Source organism: Pseudomonas arvensis (genome assembly GCF_056688935.1).
In genome coordinates, this window is the sequence record NZ_CP162038.1 from 2,375,668 (window position 1) to 2,391,420 (window position 15,753).

18 protein-coding genes and 1 pseudogene are annotated in these 15,753 nt (G+C 61.6%); 11 read left to right on the forward strand and 8 right to left on the reverse strand.

The genetic code is table 11. The features are described from left to right. Window positions 1-7 precede the first annotated feature (7 nt). From AB3G88_RS10965 to AB3G88_RS10990, 6 genes are all read left to right on the forward strand, one after another. Window positions 8-469, forward strand: a complete 462-nt coding sequence (locus tag AB3G88_RS10965; RefSeq protein ID WP_099584178.1) for a YbjN domain-containing protein — start codon at window positions 8-10, stop codon at window positions 467-469. Further along, the gene (locus AB3G88_RS10970; protein WP_158878213.1) at window positions 466-1,407 is read left to right on the forward strand and encodes a peptidylprolyl isomerase; all 942 of its coding nucleotides are present in this window, start codon (window positions 466-468) and stop codon (window positions 1,405-1,407) included. The genes AB3G88_RS10965 and AB3G88_RS10970 overlap by 4 nt, the downstream gene beginning before the upstream one ends. A gap of 51 nt (window positions 1,408-1,458) precedes the next feature. Then, window positions 1,459-2,436 (forward strand): LysR substrate-binding domain-containing protein, encoded by a 978-nt coding sequence (locus AB3G88_RS10975; protein ID WP_480453993.1) that lies wholly within the window; start codon window positions 1,459-1,461, stop codon window positions 2,434-2,436. A 61-nt stretch (window positions 2,437-2,497) separates the two neighbouring features. Next, the gene (locus tag AB3G88_RS10980; RefSeq protein ID WP_480453995.1) at window positions 2,498-3,088 is read left to right on the forward strand and encodes a histidine phosphatase family protein; all 591 of its coding nucleotides are present in this window, start codon (window positions 2,498-2,500) and stop codon (window positions 3,086-3,088) included. A 9-nt stretch (window positions 3,089-3,097) separates the two neighbouring features. Further along, window positions 3,098-3,853, forward strand: coding sequence for a precorrin-6A synthase (deacetylating) (gene cobF / locus AB3G88_RS10985; RefSeq protein ID WP_158878215.1), 756 nt, complete (start codon window positions 3,098-3,100; stop codon window positions 3,851-3,853). An 11-nt stretch (window positions 3,854-3,864) separates the two neighbouring features. After that, window positions 3,865-4,584 carry an alpha/beta hydrolase gene (locus AB3G88_RS10990; RefSeq protein WP_480453996.1) on the forward strand — a complete coding sequence of 240 codons (720 nt, stop codon included), beginning with the start codon at window positions 3,865-3,867 and terminating at the stop codon, window positions 4,582-4,584. Window positions 4,585-4,767: 183 nt separating this feature from the next. Here the strand turns inward: AB3G88_RS10990 and AB3G88_RS10995 are convergent, their stop codons facing one another. Together AB3G88_RS10995 and AB3G88_RS11000 are read right to left on the reverse strand one after the other, a co-directional pair. Next, window positions 4,768-5,322 carry a DcrB/PsbP domain-containing protein gene (locus tag AB3G88_RS10995; RefSeq protein WP_480453998.1) on the reverse strand — a complete coding sequence of 185 codons (555 nt, stop codon included), beginning with the start codon at window positions 5,320-5,322 and terminating at the stop codon, window positions 4,768-4,770. Between the two features lie 72 nt (window positions 5,323-5,394). Beyond that, a complete protein-coding gene (locus AB3G88_RS11000) occupies window positions 5,395-7,203 on the reverse strand; it encodes a monovalent cation:proton antiporter-2 (CPA2) family protein (RefSeq protein ID WP_099584186.1) in 1,809 nt (602 codons plus the stop codon). A 382-nt stretch (window positions 7,204-7,585) separates the two neighbouring features. On the opposite strand from AB3G88_RS11000, the gene AB3G88_RS11005 reads away from it, so the two are divergent. Together AB3G88_RS11005 and AB3G88_RS11010 are read left to right on the forward strand one after the other, a co-directional pair. After that, on the forward strand, window positions 7,586-9,139 hold the full coding sequence (locus tag AB3G88_RS11005) for a DUF726 domain-containing protein (RefSeq protein WP_099584206.1): 1,554 nt from the start codon (window positions 7,586-7,588) through the stop codon (window positions 9,137-9,139). Between the two features lie 40 nt (window positions 9,140-9,179). Beyond that, window positions 9,180-10,499, forward strand: coding sequence for an Nramp family divalent metal transporter (locus AB3G88_RS11010; RefSeq protein ID WP_099584207.1), 1,320 nt, complete (start codon window positions 9,180-9,182; stop codon window positions 10,497-10,499). Between the two features lie 63 nt (window positions 10,500-10,562). Here AB3G88_RS11010 and AB3G88_RS11015 read toward each other — a convergent pair. Further along, window positions 10,563-10,652 (reverse strand): annotated as a pseudogene (locus AB3G88_RS11015) (PIN domain nuclease); the annotation flags it as partial. Between the two features lie 55 nt (window positions 10,653-10,707). Beyond that, window positions 10,708-11,640 carry a LysR family transcriptional regulator gene (locus AB3G88_RS11020; protein WP_099584208.1) on the reverse strand — a complete coding sequence of 311 codons (933 nt, stop codon included), beginning with the start codon at window positions 11,638-11,640 and terminating at the stop codon, window positions 10,708-10,710. A gap of 118 nt (window positions 11,641-11,758) precedes the next feature. On the opposite strand from AB3G88_RS11020, the gene AB3G88_RS11025 reads away from it, so the two are divergent. The 3 genes from AB3G88_RS11025 to AB3G88_RS11035 all read left to right on the forward strand — a co-directional run bounded on the left by AB3G88_RS11025 (window position 11,759) and on the right by AB3G88_RS11035 (window position 12,964). Beyond that, window positions 11,759-12,247, forward strand: coding sequence for a DMT family transporter (locus tag AB3G88_RS11025; protein WP_480454000.1), 489 nt, complete (start codon window positions 11,759-11,761; stop codon window positions 12,245-12,247). Window positions 12,248-12,251: 4 nt separating this feature from the next. Further along, a complete protein-coding gene (locus tag AB3G88_RS11030; RefSeq protein ID WP_099584210.1) occupies window positions 12,252-12,704 on the forward strand; it encodes a DMT family transporter in 453 nt (150 codons plus the stop codon). Between the two features lie 89 nt (window positions 12,705-12,793). Beyond that, window positions 12,794-12,964 (forward strand): metallothionein, encoded by a 171-nt coding sequence (locus tag AB3G88_RS11035; RefSeq protein WP_099584211.1) that lies wholly within the window; start codon window positions 12,794-12,796, stop codon window positions 12,962-12,964. Window positions 12,965-13,015: 51 nt separating this feature from the next. Here the strand turns inward: AB3G88_RS11035 and AB3G88_RS11040 are convergent, their stop codons facing one another. The 4 genes from AB3G88_RS11040 to AB3G88_RS11055 all read right to left on the reverse strand — a co-directional run bounded on the left by AB3G88_RS11040 (window position 13,016) and on the right by AB3G88_RS11055 (window position 15,711). After that, window positions 13,016-13,288 (reverse strand): hypothetical protein, encoded by a 273-nt coding sequence (locus tag AB3G88_RS11040; protein WP_099584212.1) that lies wholly within the window; start codon window positions 13,286-13,288, stop codon window positions 13,016-13,018. A 16-nt stretch (window positions 13,289-13,304) separates the two neighbouring features. Continuing rightward, entirely contained in the window at window positions 13,305-13,547 is a 243-nt protein-coding gene (locus tag AB3G88_RS11045; protein ID WP_099584213.1) for a DUF6555 family protein, read from the reverse strand. A 173-nt stretch (window positions 13,548-13,720) separates the two neighbouring features. Then, on the reverse strand, window positions 13,721-14,749 hold the full coding sequence (locus AB3G88_RS11050) for a purine-nucleoside phosphorylase (protein WP_480454001.1): 1,029 nt from the start codon (window positions 14,747-14,749) through the stop codon (window positions 13,721-13,723). A 14-nt stretch (window positions 14,750-14,763) separates the two neighbouring features. After that, window positions 14,764-15,711 carry a nucleoside-specific channel-forming protein Tsx gene (locus AB3G88_RS11055; protein WP_480454003.1) on the reverse strand — a complete coding sequence of 316 codons (948 nt, stop codon included), beginning with the start codon at window positions 15,709-15,711 and terminating at the stop codon, window positions 14,764-14,766. Window positions 15,712-15,753 lie beyond the last annotated feature (42 nt).

Here is a 15,753-nt window from a genome sequence, read left to right on the forward strand (position 1 = left end):
ACAGACCATGAGCGAATTGATCACCAGCGTTAGCGTCCAGAGCCTCACCGAGCTGTTGCAGGAAGCCGGTTACCGGGTCAACCAGAGCGAGCAAAATGGCATCGTGCAGTTGCTCAGCGCCAGCCAGGGCATCGGTTTTGCCGTGCGCTTCGGCAACCCGACGGCCGAACAGGGCAGCTATGTGGACTTCACGTACAGCTGCGCGTTGCGGGTCCAGGGCGAGTTGCCTGAAGGCCTGGCCCAGGTGTGGAACGCCTCGCGCCGCTTTGCACGGTTGTCGGTGCAGGGTGAATTCCTGTTGATGGAAATGGACGTGGTGGTGGCCGGCGTCGGCGCCACGCACCTGCGCAGTCAGTTGGAACTGTGGGACCGTCTGTTGCAGGAATTCATTGTTTATCTGCGTGAGTACAGCCAGCACGCGGCGCAGTTGCAGGCCGCAGCGGTTGGGGAAGAGGCGCCTGTCCTGTGAAAAAGCCGACACTGATGGTCGGCGCGGGTGCGCTGGCCGTGCTGGTGGTGGCTGTGGCGTTGAGCCTGCGACCCGGTAGCGACCCGGTGGCGGCGCAACAACCGGCGCCGGTGATCAACCCGGCGTCAACCGGGCCGGCGGTGGCGCGCCTGGGTAACCAGCAGATCGACCTGGCGGAACTGAAAAACGTGCTCGCCAGCCTGCCGGCCGAATCCCGTGAGCAATTGCGCGGCAATCGCGGCGCCCTGGAAACCTGGATCCGCTCGCGCCTGGCGCAAAAAGCCGTGCTCGAACAGGCCGACGCCCAGGGCTGGCGCCAGCGCCCGGAGGTGGAGCAACAGACCCGCGCCGCCACCGAGCAAATCGTGTTTCGCGACTACATGCTGTCGGTCAGCCAAGTCCCGGCCGATTACCCCAGCGCTGCCGAGTTGCAACAGGCCTACGACAGCGGCAAGGCGCAATGGGTGACGCCGCCGTTGTACCGGGTGAGCCAGATTTTCCTCGCGGTAAACGAGCCGCAAGCCCTCGACGCCGTGCGCCGTCAGGCCCAGGAGTTGAGCCGCAAGGCCCAGGCCGCACCGGGAGATTTCGCAGCCTTGGCCACGCAGTTTTCCCAGGACCCGGACAGCGCCGCGCGCGGTGGTGATTCGGGGATGCAACCGTTGCAGCAACTGGTGCCGCAAGTGCGCGAGGCGGTGTCGCGACTCAAGGTCGGTGCGGTGTCGGACGTGGTGCAGAGCCCGGCGGGGTTCCATGTGCTCAAGTTGATCGGCCAACAACCGGCGCGTACGGCAACCCTTGATGAACTGCGTGAACGCTTGACCCAGGCCTTGCGTGCCCAGCGTCAGGAGCAGATCGCCAAGGCCTACCTGGAGGGCATGCTCAACACCGCGACCTTGAGCATCGACGGTACCGAGCTGAACAAAGTGTTGGAGTAACGCGCGTCAACCCGCATTGGATGCATAGACCAACAAGACAGGGAGTCTCCTATGGCATTACTGGAACCGTCCAACCTTCAGGGCCCTGCCGCCTATCGCGCAGTGGCCGAGCCGCGCAGCCATTGGCTGGCCCTGGCCCATGAAATCGACCCGCAGGTGGCGCGCTACTTTCTGGTAAGTGCGCGCTGCGGCTGCTTCATGCAGGCCGCGCGCAGCCTGAATATCAAGGCGACGCTGCTGCGCAAGCGCCTGGCGCAGCTGGAAGCACACCTGTGCCATTCGTTGTTCAGCTATCAGGGCAACGGCTTGGTGCTCAGTCGCGACGGCCAGCAATTACAAGCGCAACTGATCGCCCTGGCCCATGAGCGGCGCCTGCCGGTGGTGGAACAGCCGCTGATCCGCGTGGCGGTGGCCGAGCCGATCCTGCATGACATCCTCGGCCGCGACCTGATCGCCTTGCTGCGCCGCAACGCCAGCGTGCGCCTGGAAATCATCTCCATCGACAGCCAATTGTCCCTGCAAGCGGTGGACGTGGATGTGGTGGTGTGGCTGGCGGACAGCGACAGCCCGGTGCCCGGCCCGGGCTTTGTCACCGAACCGCCAAGGGCCCTGGCGCGCCTGCACTATTTGCCGCACATCGCCAAGCGCTACTCGCGGCTGACCACACGCCCGGACAGCGTGGAAGACCTGGCTGACTACATGCTGGTGCAATGGCAACCCGACGCCCAGGTCGACGTCTTGCAGCCATGGAACCAGGTGGTGGAGCAGCGCCTGGCCGCCGTGGTGCAGGTGCATGCCTATTCATTGATGCTGGAGATGATCCGCTGCGGTGCGTGTATCGGTTTGCTGCCGCACTACATGAGCAGCTTCGACCGCGGGCTGGTGGCGTTACCGGGTTTGTTGGCCGAAAGCATGCAGCGCCAGGTGTGGCTGGCGGTGAATGCCCAGGTGAGCAACCCCGAGGCGGTGCAGATGATTGTGGCGTTGATCGTCAGCACGTTCGAGGGGCGGCGGGAGTGGTTTGATTAGCGTTGCGCCGCAGCGATAACTGGGCCAGGCTTGCTGGCCTTACCTCGTTGGAGCGATCTGCGTGCAGGCCACCCGTTTGACCCTCATCTGCCATGCAGCCACTGCGTATCAAAAACACGCGCGTTTTGCCGATGACGAGCCGGTGGCCATGGACTGGCAAGGCGCGGCGTTGTCCCTGGCCAGTCTTTACAGGAAAAGCCCACGCCTGCTGTGCGGGCCCGAAGCCCGAGCCGTGCAGACGGCGGGGTTGTTAGGCGCTGATCCGGTGGTCGAAGCGGCCCTGCGTGATGCTGATTTGGGTCGTTGGAAAGGCCTGGACATCACGCAAGTGAAGCCCGATGAACTGGGTGCATGGCTCACCGACAGCACCTGCGCGCCCCACGGCGGCGAATCGGTCGATCAGCTCTGCACGCGGGTGGCACGGTGGATGCAATCCCTCGAAAGCCAGCCGGGTCATGTCGTGGCCGTCACTCACCCGTTTGTGATCCGCGCCGCGCTGTTGCAGGTCATGCAATGTCCGGTGTCGATGTTCTACCAGATCGACGTCGAACCGCTGTCGGCCACCGAGCTGCGCTTCAACACGGTGTGGCGCCTGCGCCTGGAAACTCACGCCCAGGCGCGGGATCATGGCAAAATCCACGCCCCGCAATGAGAGCAACCCATGAAACGCATCCTGATCATCGGCATTGGCGCCGGCAACCCTGACTACATCACGATGCAGGCCGTGAAGGCGCTGAACCGCACCGACGTGTTTTTCCTGATGGACAAGGGCCAGAGCAAAGACAAGCTGATCGACCTGCGCCGCGAAATCTGCGAGACCTATATCACCGAGCCCGGCTACCGCTTTGTCGAGGCCGACTGCCCCGAGCGTGTACGCGGTGAAATCGACTACACCACAGCGGTGCAGGACCTCAACCGTGACAAGCAGGCCACCTTCGAGCGCATGATCAATGAGGAAATGGCTGACGGCGAAGTCGGCGCGTTCCTGGCCTGGGGCGACCCGGCGTTGTACGACAGCACCATTCGTATCCTGCAGGCGATTCTGGCCAGCGGCCGTTGCGCGTTCGAATTCGAAGTGATCCCCGGCATCACCAGCGTGCAGGCCCTGGCGGCCCAGCATAAGGTGGCGTTGAATCGCATCGGCAAGTCCGTTGAAATCACCACGGGACGCCGGTTGGCGGCGGGGCAGGCCAGCGATGCCGACACCTTGGTGGTCATGCTGGATGCCGAAGATTCCTACCGCTCGGTGGCAGATCAGGATCTGGATATTTACTGGGGCGCCTACCTGGGCACGCCCGATGAAATCCTGATCAGCGGCAAAGTCAGCGACGTGGCTGAAGAGATCGAACGGGTGCGCAAGGCCGCGCGCCTGGCCAATGGCTGGATCATGGACACGTATTTACTGCGCAAACCTTGAGGTAACGTCCCATGCTTAAACTGTTCGCCCTCGTGCTTGCCCTGGTGGCCAGTGTTGCTCAGGCCGATGCGGAACTGCACACCGATTTGCCGCTGTCGTACCTGGAGCAGACCCAGGGCGATGCACGCAACCAGCCCCTGGTGATCTTTTTGCACGGGTTTGGCAGTAACGAGCAAGACCTGTTTGGCATCAAGGACGCGTTGCCGTCCACCTGGACCTACCTGTCGGTGCGGGCGCCGATGCCGGTGCAGCCCAGCGGCTTTCGCTGGTTTACCAAGACACCGGGTAACGGTGATTACGATGGTGTGACGGCCGATTTGCAGAGCAGCGCTGCGCTGATCAACGACTTTGTGGCCAAGGCCACCGCCAAGTACCACACCCGACCTGATCGGGTGTTCCTGGTGGGTTTCAGCCAGGGCGCGATCATGTCCTACGAGGTGGCGTTACGTGATCCCACGTTGGTGCGTGGTATTGCGGCGTTGAGCGGTAGCCTGCTGCCCGTGCTCAAGGCAGAACTGAAGCCGGATGAGCGATTGGGCGGGCTGGCGATTTTTATTGGCCACGGTACCCTGGACCAGGCACTGCCCTATGCGTCGGCGACGCGGGCGAACGAGGTATTGGTGGGGCTGGGGTTGAAGCCGGAGTTTCATGGTTATGCGGGGATGAACCACACGGTCAGCGAGGCGGAAGTGCAGGACTTGAAGGCCTGGCTGGAAACGAATTCGAAGTGAGCGCGCTGAATAAAGGTGGGAGGCGGCTTGCTCCCGTCGCGGTCTGGTAGATGACCAAGCCTCGTTGGGTGTACTCAGTTCAAATGTGGGAGGAGGCTTGCCTCCGATGGCGGTTTGTCGGTGTACATAGGCTATCGGGGGCAAGCCCCCTCCCACCTGGATTGGTGTTATCAGGACTATGGGTTACTTGCCGCCAGTGATCTGCTTCACCAGTTCAGCATGTCCTTCTGCATCATCCGCCCGCGAAATCGCCTGGATCACCAGCAGGTGATTGCCCGAACCGCCCAGGAACGTGGAGTTCAAGGTCTTGCCGCCGCCCTGGGTGGCGGTGCTGTCCACCTGGCGCAGGCCGATGCCCTTGAAGGTCAGTTTCTTCTCACTTTGCTTTTTGAAGTCGGGGAGGGCGGTGCTCTGGTCCTTGACGAAGCCAGCCACTGCGCCGTCGAGGAACTGCGGGTCGTTGTCTTTGATGGTTACGCCGTCGTTACGCACGGTTTCGGCGACGATCACCACACTTTTCGTGGTCTGGTTGGCGTACATCGTGCCCTGGGTGTCGGCAGTGCCATCCTCGGCCTTGCCCGCCGGCAGGGTGTCGGCGGTGTAGGCCTTGGGCAGGCTGAAGGTGAACTTGCCGCCCAGGGTGGAGATGGTCTGCGTGGTCGGCTTGGCAGCGGCGAATACGCTGCCGGCGGTAAGCGCAAGGGCCAGCAGGGCGGCGGTCTTGGTGAAAGTGGCCATGAAACGCTCCAGGGATGAACGAAATTGCGGAACATTCTGTCAGAAAATTCTCAATATCGTTCATCCCCATCTTCACGCCTTGTCGGACTCTTCCTCAAGTCTGTCCATCTCAAACAGCCGCGCCAACTCTGTACGGGCTTCCTGGGCGGTTTGCATCACTTTGGCGGCGTCGTCGTATACCGCGTGCTGGGCGGCGAGGACTTGCAGGTCGTGGTTCTTGAACCGGGTGATGCGCGCATCGGCCTGGGCCTGGCTCAGGCCCAGGCCGACCAGGGTGCGGCGGCTCATTTCCAGGCTGGAATAGAAGGTTTCGCGAACCGGCGAGGCGTCCAGGTCCACCAGGCGATGTACGTGCTGGCGGTTACGTGCGCGGGCGATGATTTTCATGTGCGGGTAGAGGCTGCGCACCAGCTCGGCGGTTTTGATGTTGATCTCCGGGTCATCCATGGCGATCACAAAGAACTCCGCCTGGTCGACCTTGGCCGCGTGCAGGATCTCGGGGCGTTGCGGGTCGCCATAGAACACCGGCATGCCGCCGAAGCTGCGGGTCAGTTCGATGGTTTCCACCGAGGTGTCGAGGGCGATGAACGAGATGTTCTGGGCGCGCAGGATCCGCGCCACGATCTGGCCCATACGGCCCATGCCGGCGATCACTACGCGCGGCGCATCGCTTTCGATGGCGCGGTATTCCTCGGGCACTTCCACCGGCTTGACCTTGGGCTTGAACAGCTTCGGGCACACCAGCAACAACAGCGGAGTTACCGCCATGGACAGGGTGATGGTCAGCACCAGGATGTCGTACAGGTGAGGTTCGAACAGGCCCTGGTCGCGGCCGATCTTGAACACCACGAAGGCGAATTCGCCGCCGGCGGCCAGTACTACGCCCAGGCGCAGGGCGCTTTCGCGATTGAGGTCGCCCACCAGCCGGGCCACGGCGTAGAGCAGCGGCAGCTTGAGGCCGATCAGCAGCAGGGTCAGGCCAATCACCACCAGGGGCGAACTGACCAACAGGCTGAGGTTGGCGCCCATGCCCACGCTGATAAAGAACAGCCCCAGCAGCAGGCCCTTGAACGGTTCGATCTGGGATTCCAGTTCGTGGCGGTATTCGGAGTCCGCCAGCAGCAGACCGGCGAGGAAGGCGCCGAGAGCCATGGACACGCCCACCAGCTCCATCAGCCAGGCCGTACCGATCACCACCAGCAACGCGGTGGCGGTGGACACTTCGCGCAGGCCGGTCTTGGCAACGATGCGAAATACCGGCCGCAGCAGGTAGCGCCCGCCGATGATCACCACGGCGATGCTGCCGAGGATCTGCAAAACGTGCTGCAGGCCCTGGGCTTCGGTGGTCGGGTGATCACTGCCGGCCAGCAACGGCACCATGGCAATCAGCGGGATGGCCGCGATGTCCTGGAACAGCAGGATGGCAAACGCCAGGCGCCCGTGGGGTTGGTTCAGCTCCTTACGCTCGGCCAGGCTTTGCAGGCCAAACGCGGTGGACGACAGCGCCAGGCCCAGGCCCAGCACGATGGCGCTGTTCCAGGCCTGCCCAAATACCCAGAGCGCTACCGCGCCCATCACCATTCCGGTCAGCAGCACCTGGGCCAGGCCAACGCCAAATACCGATTTGCGCATCACCCATAAGCGCTTGGGCGACAGTTCCAGGCCGATGATGAACAGCAGCAACACCACCCCCAACTCCGAAAACTGCGCCACGCTCTGCGGGTTGCCTATCAGGCCCAGCACCGACGGGCCGATGATCACACCGGCAAACAGATAGCCCAACACCGCGCCCAACTGCAGGCGCTTGGCCAGGGGCACGGTCAGCACCGCCGCGAGCAGGAACACCACGGCTGCTTGTAACAGGTTGCCTTCATGGGGCATTGCGAACTCCAGGATATTCAAAACCAGTCAACAGGCGGGTATTAGAGCGCTTTTTACATTTTGAAAATTGTGTTTTTGCGGTGAATGTCGTCGGTGTCTCGCGGCTCCTTACCGGGCAATGAGCTGCCTGCTGGCGTCTTGGGTGGAATATTTCATGGGCTGGGACATTGAATACACGGATGAATTCGGAGGCAATGTTGAGTCAATTATTTTTCTGCCGGCATCACGGCACGACACCCGGCAAGCATCAGGCGCGCTGTCAGGTATTTGATGTGTCGCCCTTGCTCAGGCCTTTGCTGTTGCCACGTCGGTCAGGATTCACCTCCCTGCGGCCCTCGTTTTGTTACTATCGCCCACCCTTGTCACCAGGAGTCACCGCCCCATGCAACACCAGTGGGATGAAATGCACCGCACCCGCAAGCCCACGTTCGTAATGTGCGGCGAGCCTCAGGGGGATGTGCTCAATCTCTATGTTCACGGGTATTCGGCGTTCTTCAATCGGCAACAACTGGGCAATTTCAAGGCGCAGCTGGCGGGTATCGAAGGCTCTACCAACCTGATGCTGTTCTGGCCGGCGGGGCACTTCCTGGAAAACCTGTTCGCGCCCGTCAAGGACGTGATCGGCGCGGTGCTCGGCGGCGGCAGCGTCGGTGCGGCGACTGTTGGCGTCGGCAAGGCGATTGCCTATTTCCTCGATCACTACAAAAGTGTCGAGGCGCGGGTAGACGAAGTGGCCAAGAGTTTGCTGCCGGAGCTGGCGGCCTACCTGCACGCTGAGTCGCTGGACGTGCGGCGTATCAACCTGATCGGCCATTCCCTGGGCGCGCGGATTCTGGTCAAGAGCCTGCTGGCCAGCCCTGAAACTGCGCGGGAACTGCCGTTGGACAATCTGCTGTTGATGGGCGGCGCGATCTGCACGTCGAGCCCGTGGGGTGAGGTGTCGGCGCCGCTCAAGGGACGCCTGATCAACTGCCATTCCAGCAAGGATTGGGCGCTGGCCATGAAGCCGGATACGGAGCGCTGCATTGGTCGTTACGCGATTGCGGTCACGCCGGCGCTCAAGGCCAAGGTCACCAATGTGCACCTCGCAACATTCGACCACGCCGCTTATTGGCCGCAGTTGCAGACGGTGGTGCAGTACACCGATCTGTTGCACGAACGGCGCGGCATGATCCGCTCCGACCAGCGCAGCAGCGAGGCGCGCTTTGCCGAGGAAGATGCGGAGCTGTTCCCGGTGCTGCTGCAGGCGCGACCGGAGGAGTTGAAGTTCCTCGCCGAATTGATGGCGCAAAAGCGCAGTGCATCGATTGATGCTTCGGTGCGCGAGCCGCTCAAGCTGGCTATCGAGTTGCAGTGCATGGGCGGCGATAGCTTTATGAACCTGGCCCGTGGGCATGGCGTGAGTTATCGCCAGATCGCCGAAGATGTGGCGCAACGCCTCGGGATCAAGTTTGACGAGCCGCTCGAATCCGTGGTGCTGGCAGACATCGAAACCCAGGTCGCGCAAAAGTTGATCGAGCAGTACAAGGACAAGCTCAGTAACGCCGACCGGCAGGTGTTCGACGCCGAGCTCAAGGCAGCCGCGCAGAAAGAACAGGGGCTGTTCAAGCGTTTCGATGTGGGGCGCTCGGCCACCACGGCCTTGAGCGGTACAGCGCTGGCGGGCCTGACCGGGTTTATCTTGCGTCGTGGTGCGGCCACGGCGATTCCGGTAGTGGGGCAGGCACTGGCGGCAGCGATGCTGCTGGTGAGTGGGGTGCGGGCGTTTTCCGGGCCAGCGTATTCGATAACCACCCTGGCGGTGCTGGTGATCGGTGTGATTCGTCAGCGCATGGAACGAGAGGCGCTGAACCAGGAGATGGACCTGGTGGTGCAGGTGGTGGAGGCGTTTGACCTGCCACGGGACACGGTGATGCGCACGGTCGCGTCCGACTGATAAGCTGCGCGCTGTCGAGTGTGTTTGCCTGGGATACCGCGTGAAATTCAGCCTGCCGAAAATTGCTACCGCCCCGTTCTGCCCGCCAGAAGTGGCCGGCTCCGTCGCCGTTGACCCCAAGGCTTCGTTTTTCAAACGCGCCCTCATGTTTGCCGGCCCCGGCCTGCTGATCTCCATCGGCTACATGGATCCCGGCAACTGGGCAACGGCCATCGAGGCCGGTTCGCGCTATGGCTACAGCCTGTTGTTTGTGGTGTTGCTGGCCAGCCTGGCGGGAATGGCGGTGCAGTGCCTGTGCTCGCGACTGGGCATCGCCACTGGCAAGGACCTGGCGCAACTGTGCCGTGAGCGCTACAGCAAACGTTCCGCCCGCACCCAATGGGCGCTGGCGGAAATCTCCATCATCGCCACCGACCTGGCCGAAGTGCTCGGCTGTGCCCTGGCGTTCCACCTGTTGCTGGGCGTTTCCCTGACCACCGGTATTGTGATCACGGCCTTTGATACGCTCCTGATCCTTGCCCTGCAAAACCGGGGCTTCCGCCGTCTCGAAGCGATCATGCTGGCGCTGGTGGCGACCATCGGCGTGTGTTTCTTTATCGAGCTGGTACTGATCAAACCGTATTGGCCGGACGTATTCAGTGGCTTCACACCGTCGCTGTCGGCCATCAGCGATGCCGCGCCGCTGTACCTGGCCATCGGCATCCTGGGCGCCACGGTGATGCCCCATAACCTCTACCTGCACAGCTCAATCGTGCAGACCCGGTTGATCGGCAAAGACCTGGCCAGCAAACAGGACGCGGTCAAGCTGGCGCGCATCGACACCATCGGCTCCCTGGCCCTGGCCTTGCTGGTCAATGCTGCGATTCTGGTACTCGCCGCCGCCGCGTTCCACAAGACCGGCCATACCGATGTGGTGGAAATCCAGGATGCCTACCACCTGCTGGACCCGCTGGTAGGTGGCGCGTTCGCCAGTATCCTGTTCGGGGTTGCCTTGCTCGCGTCCGGGCAAAGCTCGACCTTTACCGGCACCATCGCCGGGCAAGTGATCATGGAAGGCTACCTGAACCTGCGCATTCCCTGCTGGCAGCGGCGGCTGATTACCCGTGGGCTGGCGCTGATCCCGGCGTTCCTCGGGGTCTGGCTGATGGGCGACGATGCCATCGGCAAATTGCTGATCCTGAGCCAGGTGGTGCTGAGCCTGCAATTGCCGTTTGCGCTGTATCCGCTGATTCGCATGACCGGCGACAAGCAACTGATGGGGCCGTTTGTGAACAGCCTGCCGACACGGGTGCTGGTGTGGTTTCTGTTTGCGGTGATCAGTGGTGCGAACGCATGGTTGATTGGGCAGTGGGTGTTTTGAATTGACCGTACGAGCGGCTTTGGTGGCTTACACCTGAATCGCCAGGGGCGTTTACTGGGCGAGGGCGCTGACGTAAATCTCTGCTGCATTCTCAATCAGTTTCCGGGCTTTGCTGGATAGCCTGGGGTCATCCGCCAGTGCCCACAGCAGAATAAAATAATGGCCCGTAAAATCAGAAACACCCCACCTCGTTAAATAGGAAAAATCCTCAACGATCCCAATAAGGCACGGCGCCGAAGCACTCCACAAAGTAATCAATCACCGTCCTCACCTTCAGCGACAAGCGCCGACTCCCCGGCCACAACGCCGCAATCTGCTGCGGCTCCAGCGTGGTCGCTACCTCGTACTCCGTCAGCACTGCCTGCAAGGTGCCAGCGCGCAGGCTTTCGCCGATCAGCCAGGACGGAAACACCACCAGCCCCAAGCCTTGTTCGGCAGCGTGGGTGAGGGTATCGGCGTGGTTGCCGGTGATCGGGCCTTTGACGCTGTAGGGCGTCCAGTCGCCCTGGTCACGACGGAAGAACCAGCGTTGTTGGCCGGTGACGCCCTTGTAGGCCAGGCATTGGTGGTTGATCAGTTCGTCGGGGTGCACGGGCGTGCCGTGCTTTGCCAGGTAAGCCGGGCTGGCCGCGATGCGAAAGCGCTGGGGCGCGAAGATGCGGGCCTGCATGCCGGAGTCGTTGAGCACGCCGATGCGAAACAGCAGGTCGGTGCCATCTTGCAGCGGGTCGACGTAGGTGTCGGTTTGCTGGATGTCCAGTTGCAGCTTGGGGTAGCGGCGGCACAACTCACCCAGCCAGGGGGAGAGGTGACGCTGGCCGAATACCATCGGTGCATTGATCCGCACCAGGCCGCTGGGCTCACTTTCCTGTTCCTGCAGGGCCTGGCCGGCGGACTCCAGCTGTTCGAGCATCAGGCGCGCGTGCCGCCCGAGCAGACGCCCAGCCTCGGTGGGGCTGACAGCACGGGTGTGCCGATACAACAACTGTTGCCCCAGGGCCTGTTCCATCAGCTGGATCTGGCGGGAGATCGAGGAGGGCGCCAGGCCTTCGCGGCGCGCCACTTCAGAGAAGCTGCCGTGGTCCAGTACCGCGACGAACAGGCGGAGCGCCTTGAAACTCAATTCATTCAAACCCTGCATCTTGGCTCCAGGCTGTGCGTTTTACGCAAAGGTGTTGTTGGCATGCTCCCATTTATCGCACAGGACGGCCACTGGATAATGCGCGCCATTAATCCATTTGTTGATGCACAGGTGATGTATGCAGGCCAGTTCTATCGAGGGTGCGGCGAACGCCACGCCGAAAAAAAACCTTCTGCGGTTGCTGTTGTTGCCGCTGGTGATCCTTGCCGGTATGGGCTTGTCGGTGGAGGCCGGTTTGCTCGGCCCGTTGGGTGTGCAGGTGGGGCATCTGTGGGCGACCTTGAGCATCTTTGGCGTGGGTTCGGCGATTCTGTTCCTGCTGCTGCTGTTCAGCGGCCCGCAAAAAGGCCCGGCGCTCACTGACTTGCCGCGCTGGCAGTTGATCGGTGGCTTCCTGGGGCCGATGTACGTAGTGGTGCTGACCCTGGCCACGCCGCACGTCGGCATTGCGATGACCATGATCGCGATACTGTCCGGTCAGGTGGGCAAAAGCGTGTTGATCGACCACTTCGGCTGGTTTGGCGCAGCGCGCAAGCGGGTCAATGGTGAGCGCTGGATCGCATTGGCGCTGATTGTGGTGGCACTTGTTCTGATTGCACGAGGTTAAGACGATGAATCTGATTCTGTTGTTGGTAGTGGTCATCGCGGCCGGTGCGGTATTGAGTGTGCAGGCGGCGATCAATGGCCGTCTGGGCCAGACAGTCGGTGTATTGCGCAGCAGTTTGCTGACCTTCGCGGTAGGCGCGCTCACTACCGCGCTGTTGATTTTCTTCTTTGAACCGGCACAGGCCGTGAGCCTGCTGGATGTGCCTAAATGGCAACTGACCGGCGCGTTGTTCGGTGTGGTGTACATGATGGTGATGGTCGGTGCGGTGCCGGTGGTCGGCACGGCGGTGGCGACCGTGGCGGTGATCACGGGGCAGTTGGGCATGGGCATGCTGATCGACAACTTTGGCTGGCTGGGCAACCCGGCCATCGAATTGTCGGGCGGTCGCCTGCTGGCGATGGTGTGTCTCGCGCTGGCGCTGGTATTCATGTATCGCAGTAATACGCGCACTGACTGATGGTTTGAACGATCTGCGTGAGCCGGCAGTCATTGCTAAAGGTGCCGGCGCTCGCCGTACCGAGACGACCATGAAGAAGGAGTCTGACCATGCCAGATCAAACCTGTGCCTGCCCACACTGCAAGTGTGTACTGGGTGTCGATGCTGTGATGAAAGACGGTAAAGGCTATTGCTGCCAGGGCTGCGCGGAGCATCATGCCCATGGTGAGCCGTGTGCTGCTGCGACTGGTTGCGAGTGCGCCAAGTCGGCCCACGGCTGAACGCGCTGGGAGCGGTTAAACCGCTCCCGCATTTGATCTGTCTGGAAGCGGCTATTGGGTTTCCAGTTCCAGCCTGAGGCTATGGTCCGACAGGCGCTGCCGACCTCTGACTACCCCGCTGGTTCGCCGCCCCTCCAACGCAAACACCACCGTTTTCGCAGCATGCAGATCATCCGGAAGCGGCTGGAAAACCTTCAGCACCAGCCTGTCCGGTTTGTGCTGCACGCTCACCTGGCATTCAGCATGCCTGGCCAGTGGCCCAAACAGGGTGTCCTGGGTGTAATCAATTCGAGCCTTGCCATTGACTTGAGGGCGTGAATCCATGGGTATTTCTCCTTGTTCAAGCCTGGGCGCGCGCGTCCGAGCGGCGCCATTGCACATGGGTAATGCCAAATTTCTCGGCCTGGGCCTGGCTGGTTTTCTTGACCTGTTCGCGGGCGAAACGGCCAATACGACCCACGCCGGCATCACAGCTGGCCCAATGCCAGGCTTCGGCGGCATCGAGTTTTTCCAGGCGGATAATGAATGACTTGGCTTCGCCATGGAGGGTGTAGTCGATCACAAACAGTTTCGCGTTATTCATTGGTCCATCAACCCTGGAGGTGTAAGCAAGTGATCGCCCCCAGCGCTAAAAATTCACTCGGATTGCCGAGCGGTGGTCATTACCATGGCGGGTCATCCTGGATTGACGTGAACCTCCAAGGCGTGAATCAAGGCAGCCCGGACAAGATCATCCTGCTGCCTTGATTGCACTGATCATGCGTCGGGAACAGCTTTTTCCCAGGCCGACCAGTTGTTGAGGATTGCCTGTACCAACGGATTGCCCGTGCGGAACAGGTTTTCCAACGCCGGCGCGAAACCGCCCTGGTCGGCATACTTGAGCAGGTTATCCACCTCGCTGTAGCCAGGATAAGGCCGGTCGAAATCGGAACCTGCCCGCACCACGGCCAAGCGCTGAATATCCACCAACCCTTCACGACTGGCCCGCAGCAGGGCCTCGTAGGTGGAGTTGTCTTCCTGCTGGGTGGTGCAGTATTCGCCTTTGTTGTCCGTGAGCAGCTTGGTCCAGACCTCGGCACGTTCGCTCAGGCGCGTGCCGGAGAACCAGGTGTTGCCCGCCAGCGTGTCGCAGCGGGTGACTTGCGGCGGCTGGTTGGCCGGGGCGGCAGGATAATGCTTGCGCCAGGCGGCCGATTCTTTGCTTTCCGTCAGCTCGACTTTTTGCGACAAGGCAAACGCCTTGGCCTGCAGCTTGGGGTTGAGCTCAAACACTTCGGTCTTGTAGTCCAGCGGCGGTTTTTCGTTGGGGCCTTTGGTGTTGATGCCCAGATAGCCGGTCGGCCAATCCTTGGGCGCATCTCGTGAGTCCAGCTCCCACTGCGTTCCAAACTCCACCAGATAATGCGCCCAGGCGGCAGTGCCGATGGTGCCGTGCTTGGGGCTGATGCCGGCGATCCCGGCGATCAGGAAGTAACTCTGGCGCAGGTCGAACTTGGGCGACAGCGCCAGGGCAAGGGTGGAGGCGGCAGCGTTGGTCTGGCCCATGCCGGTGACCAGCAGGCACACGTCCTGGGTGTTGCAGCGGATCACCGGGTATTCAGCGGACAGGCCCGGCACGCGCACTTCCTGCTTGAGTTGCAGGCGGTCGATCCAGGTTTGCGCCTCGGGGGCGAACATGGTGATCAGCATCACTTTGGGTTTGATCGGTGCCGGGGTATCTGCCAGCACCAGATGCGGCATCAGGGCCAGGCCGACGGCCATCGATAGACGGGTAAACGTGTTCATCTCATGCTCCTTGATCAGAATTGGTAACCGACACCGGCGTAGTAGCCCCAGCCGTCAGAGCGGGCGCGGAAGTTGCCTTCGCCGAAATTCAATTCGCTGCCATCCTCCCAGTTGCCGCCGTTATGGAAGTAGCGGCCCACCAGGGTGAAGCGCAGGTGGGTGAACGAGTACAGCAGCACGTTGGTTGCCACGAGGGAATTGGCGGTGCGCGCCGGGTTGTCCTTGTGCAGGTCGGAGCCGAAATCGTAGTTGGTGAAGCCGATGTAAGTCAGCGAAGCGCCGTTGTCGAACTTGCCGATGGGCACGATGTACTTCATCTGGGCGCGGTAGCCGTCCCATGAGTATTCATTGCTCGCACCGTAGTTTTCCCACTGGTAGCGCCCATAGAAGTTGGCCGACAGGTTGACCCGCGAATGGGTGTCGATGTCGGTGCCCAGGCCGCTGTACAGGGTGTTGGCGCGGTTTTCCTTGTTGCTGCCGTGGTCGTAGATCCAGTCAAACGCCACGTACCATTCCTTGAACGGGCCGATGGCCAGGCTGCGACCGGCCAGGTAGTCGATGGAAATACGCGGTTCATGCTCCATGAACACTGGCGAGCCGTGGTCCCAGACGCCTTTGTCATTGCTGTTACCGATGCCGAGGATCTTTGGCACGTCGATGTAGCCATACAGCTCGAAAGGGCCCTTGCGACCGAAGTACTCGTATTCAAGATAAATGTCATCGGACGGCTTGGGGCCGAAGCTGATGTCTTTGCTGCCGATCAGCGTCAGGTCCTGGTTAAACCACTCCGACAGATACGGGCCTTTGTTCGATTGGGTGGCTTCAGGGCTGAAGGTTTCGCCCTGTGCTGAGTCATCGGCGGGTGTTTCCTGCGCCAAAATGGGTGCGCTGAGTACTCCCGTAACGGCGGCCAGTAGCAAGGAAACACCAAAGCAGGCACGCGGCCTTGAGGTTAGGTGCATTGAAAATCCCTATTCGTACGCGGTTGGAACCCGATTCCTCAG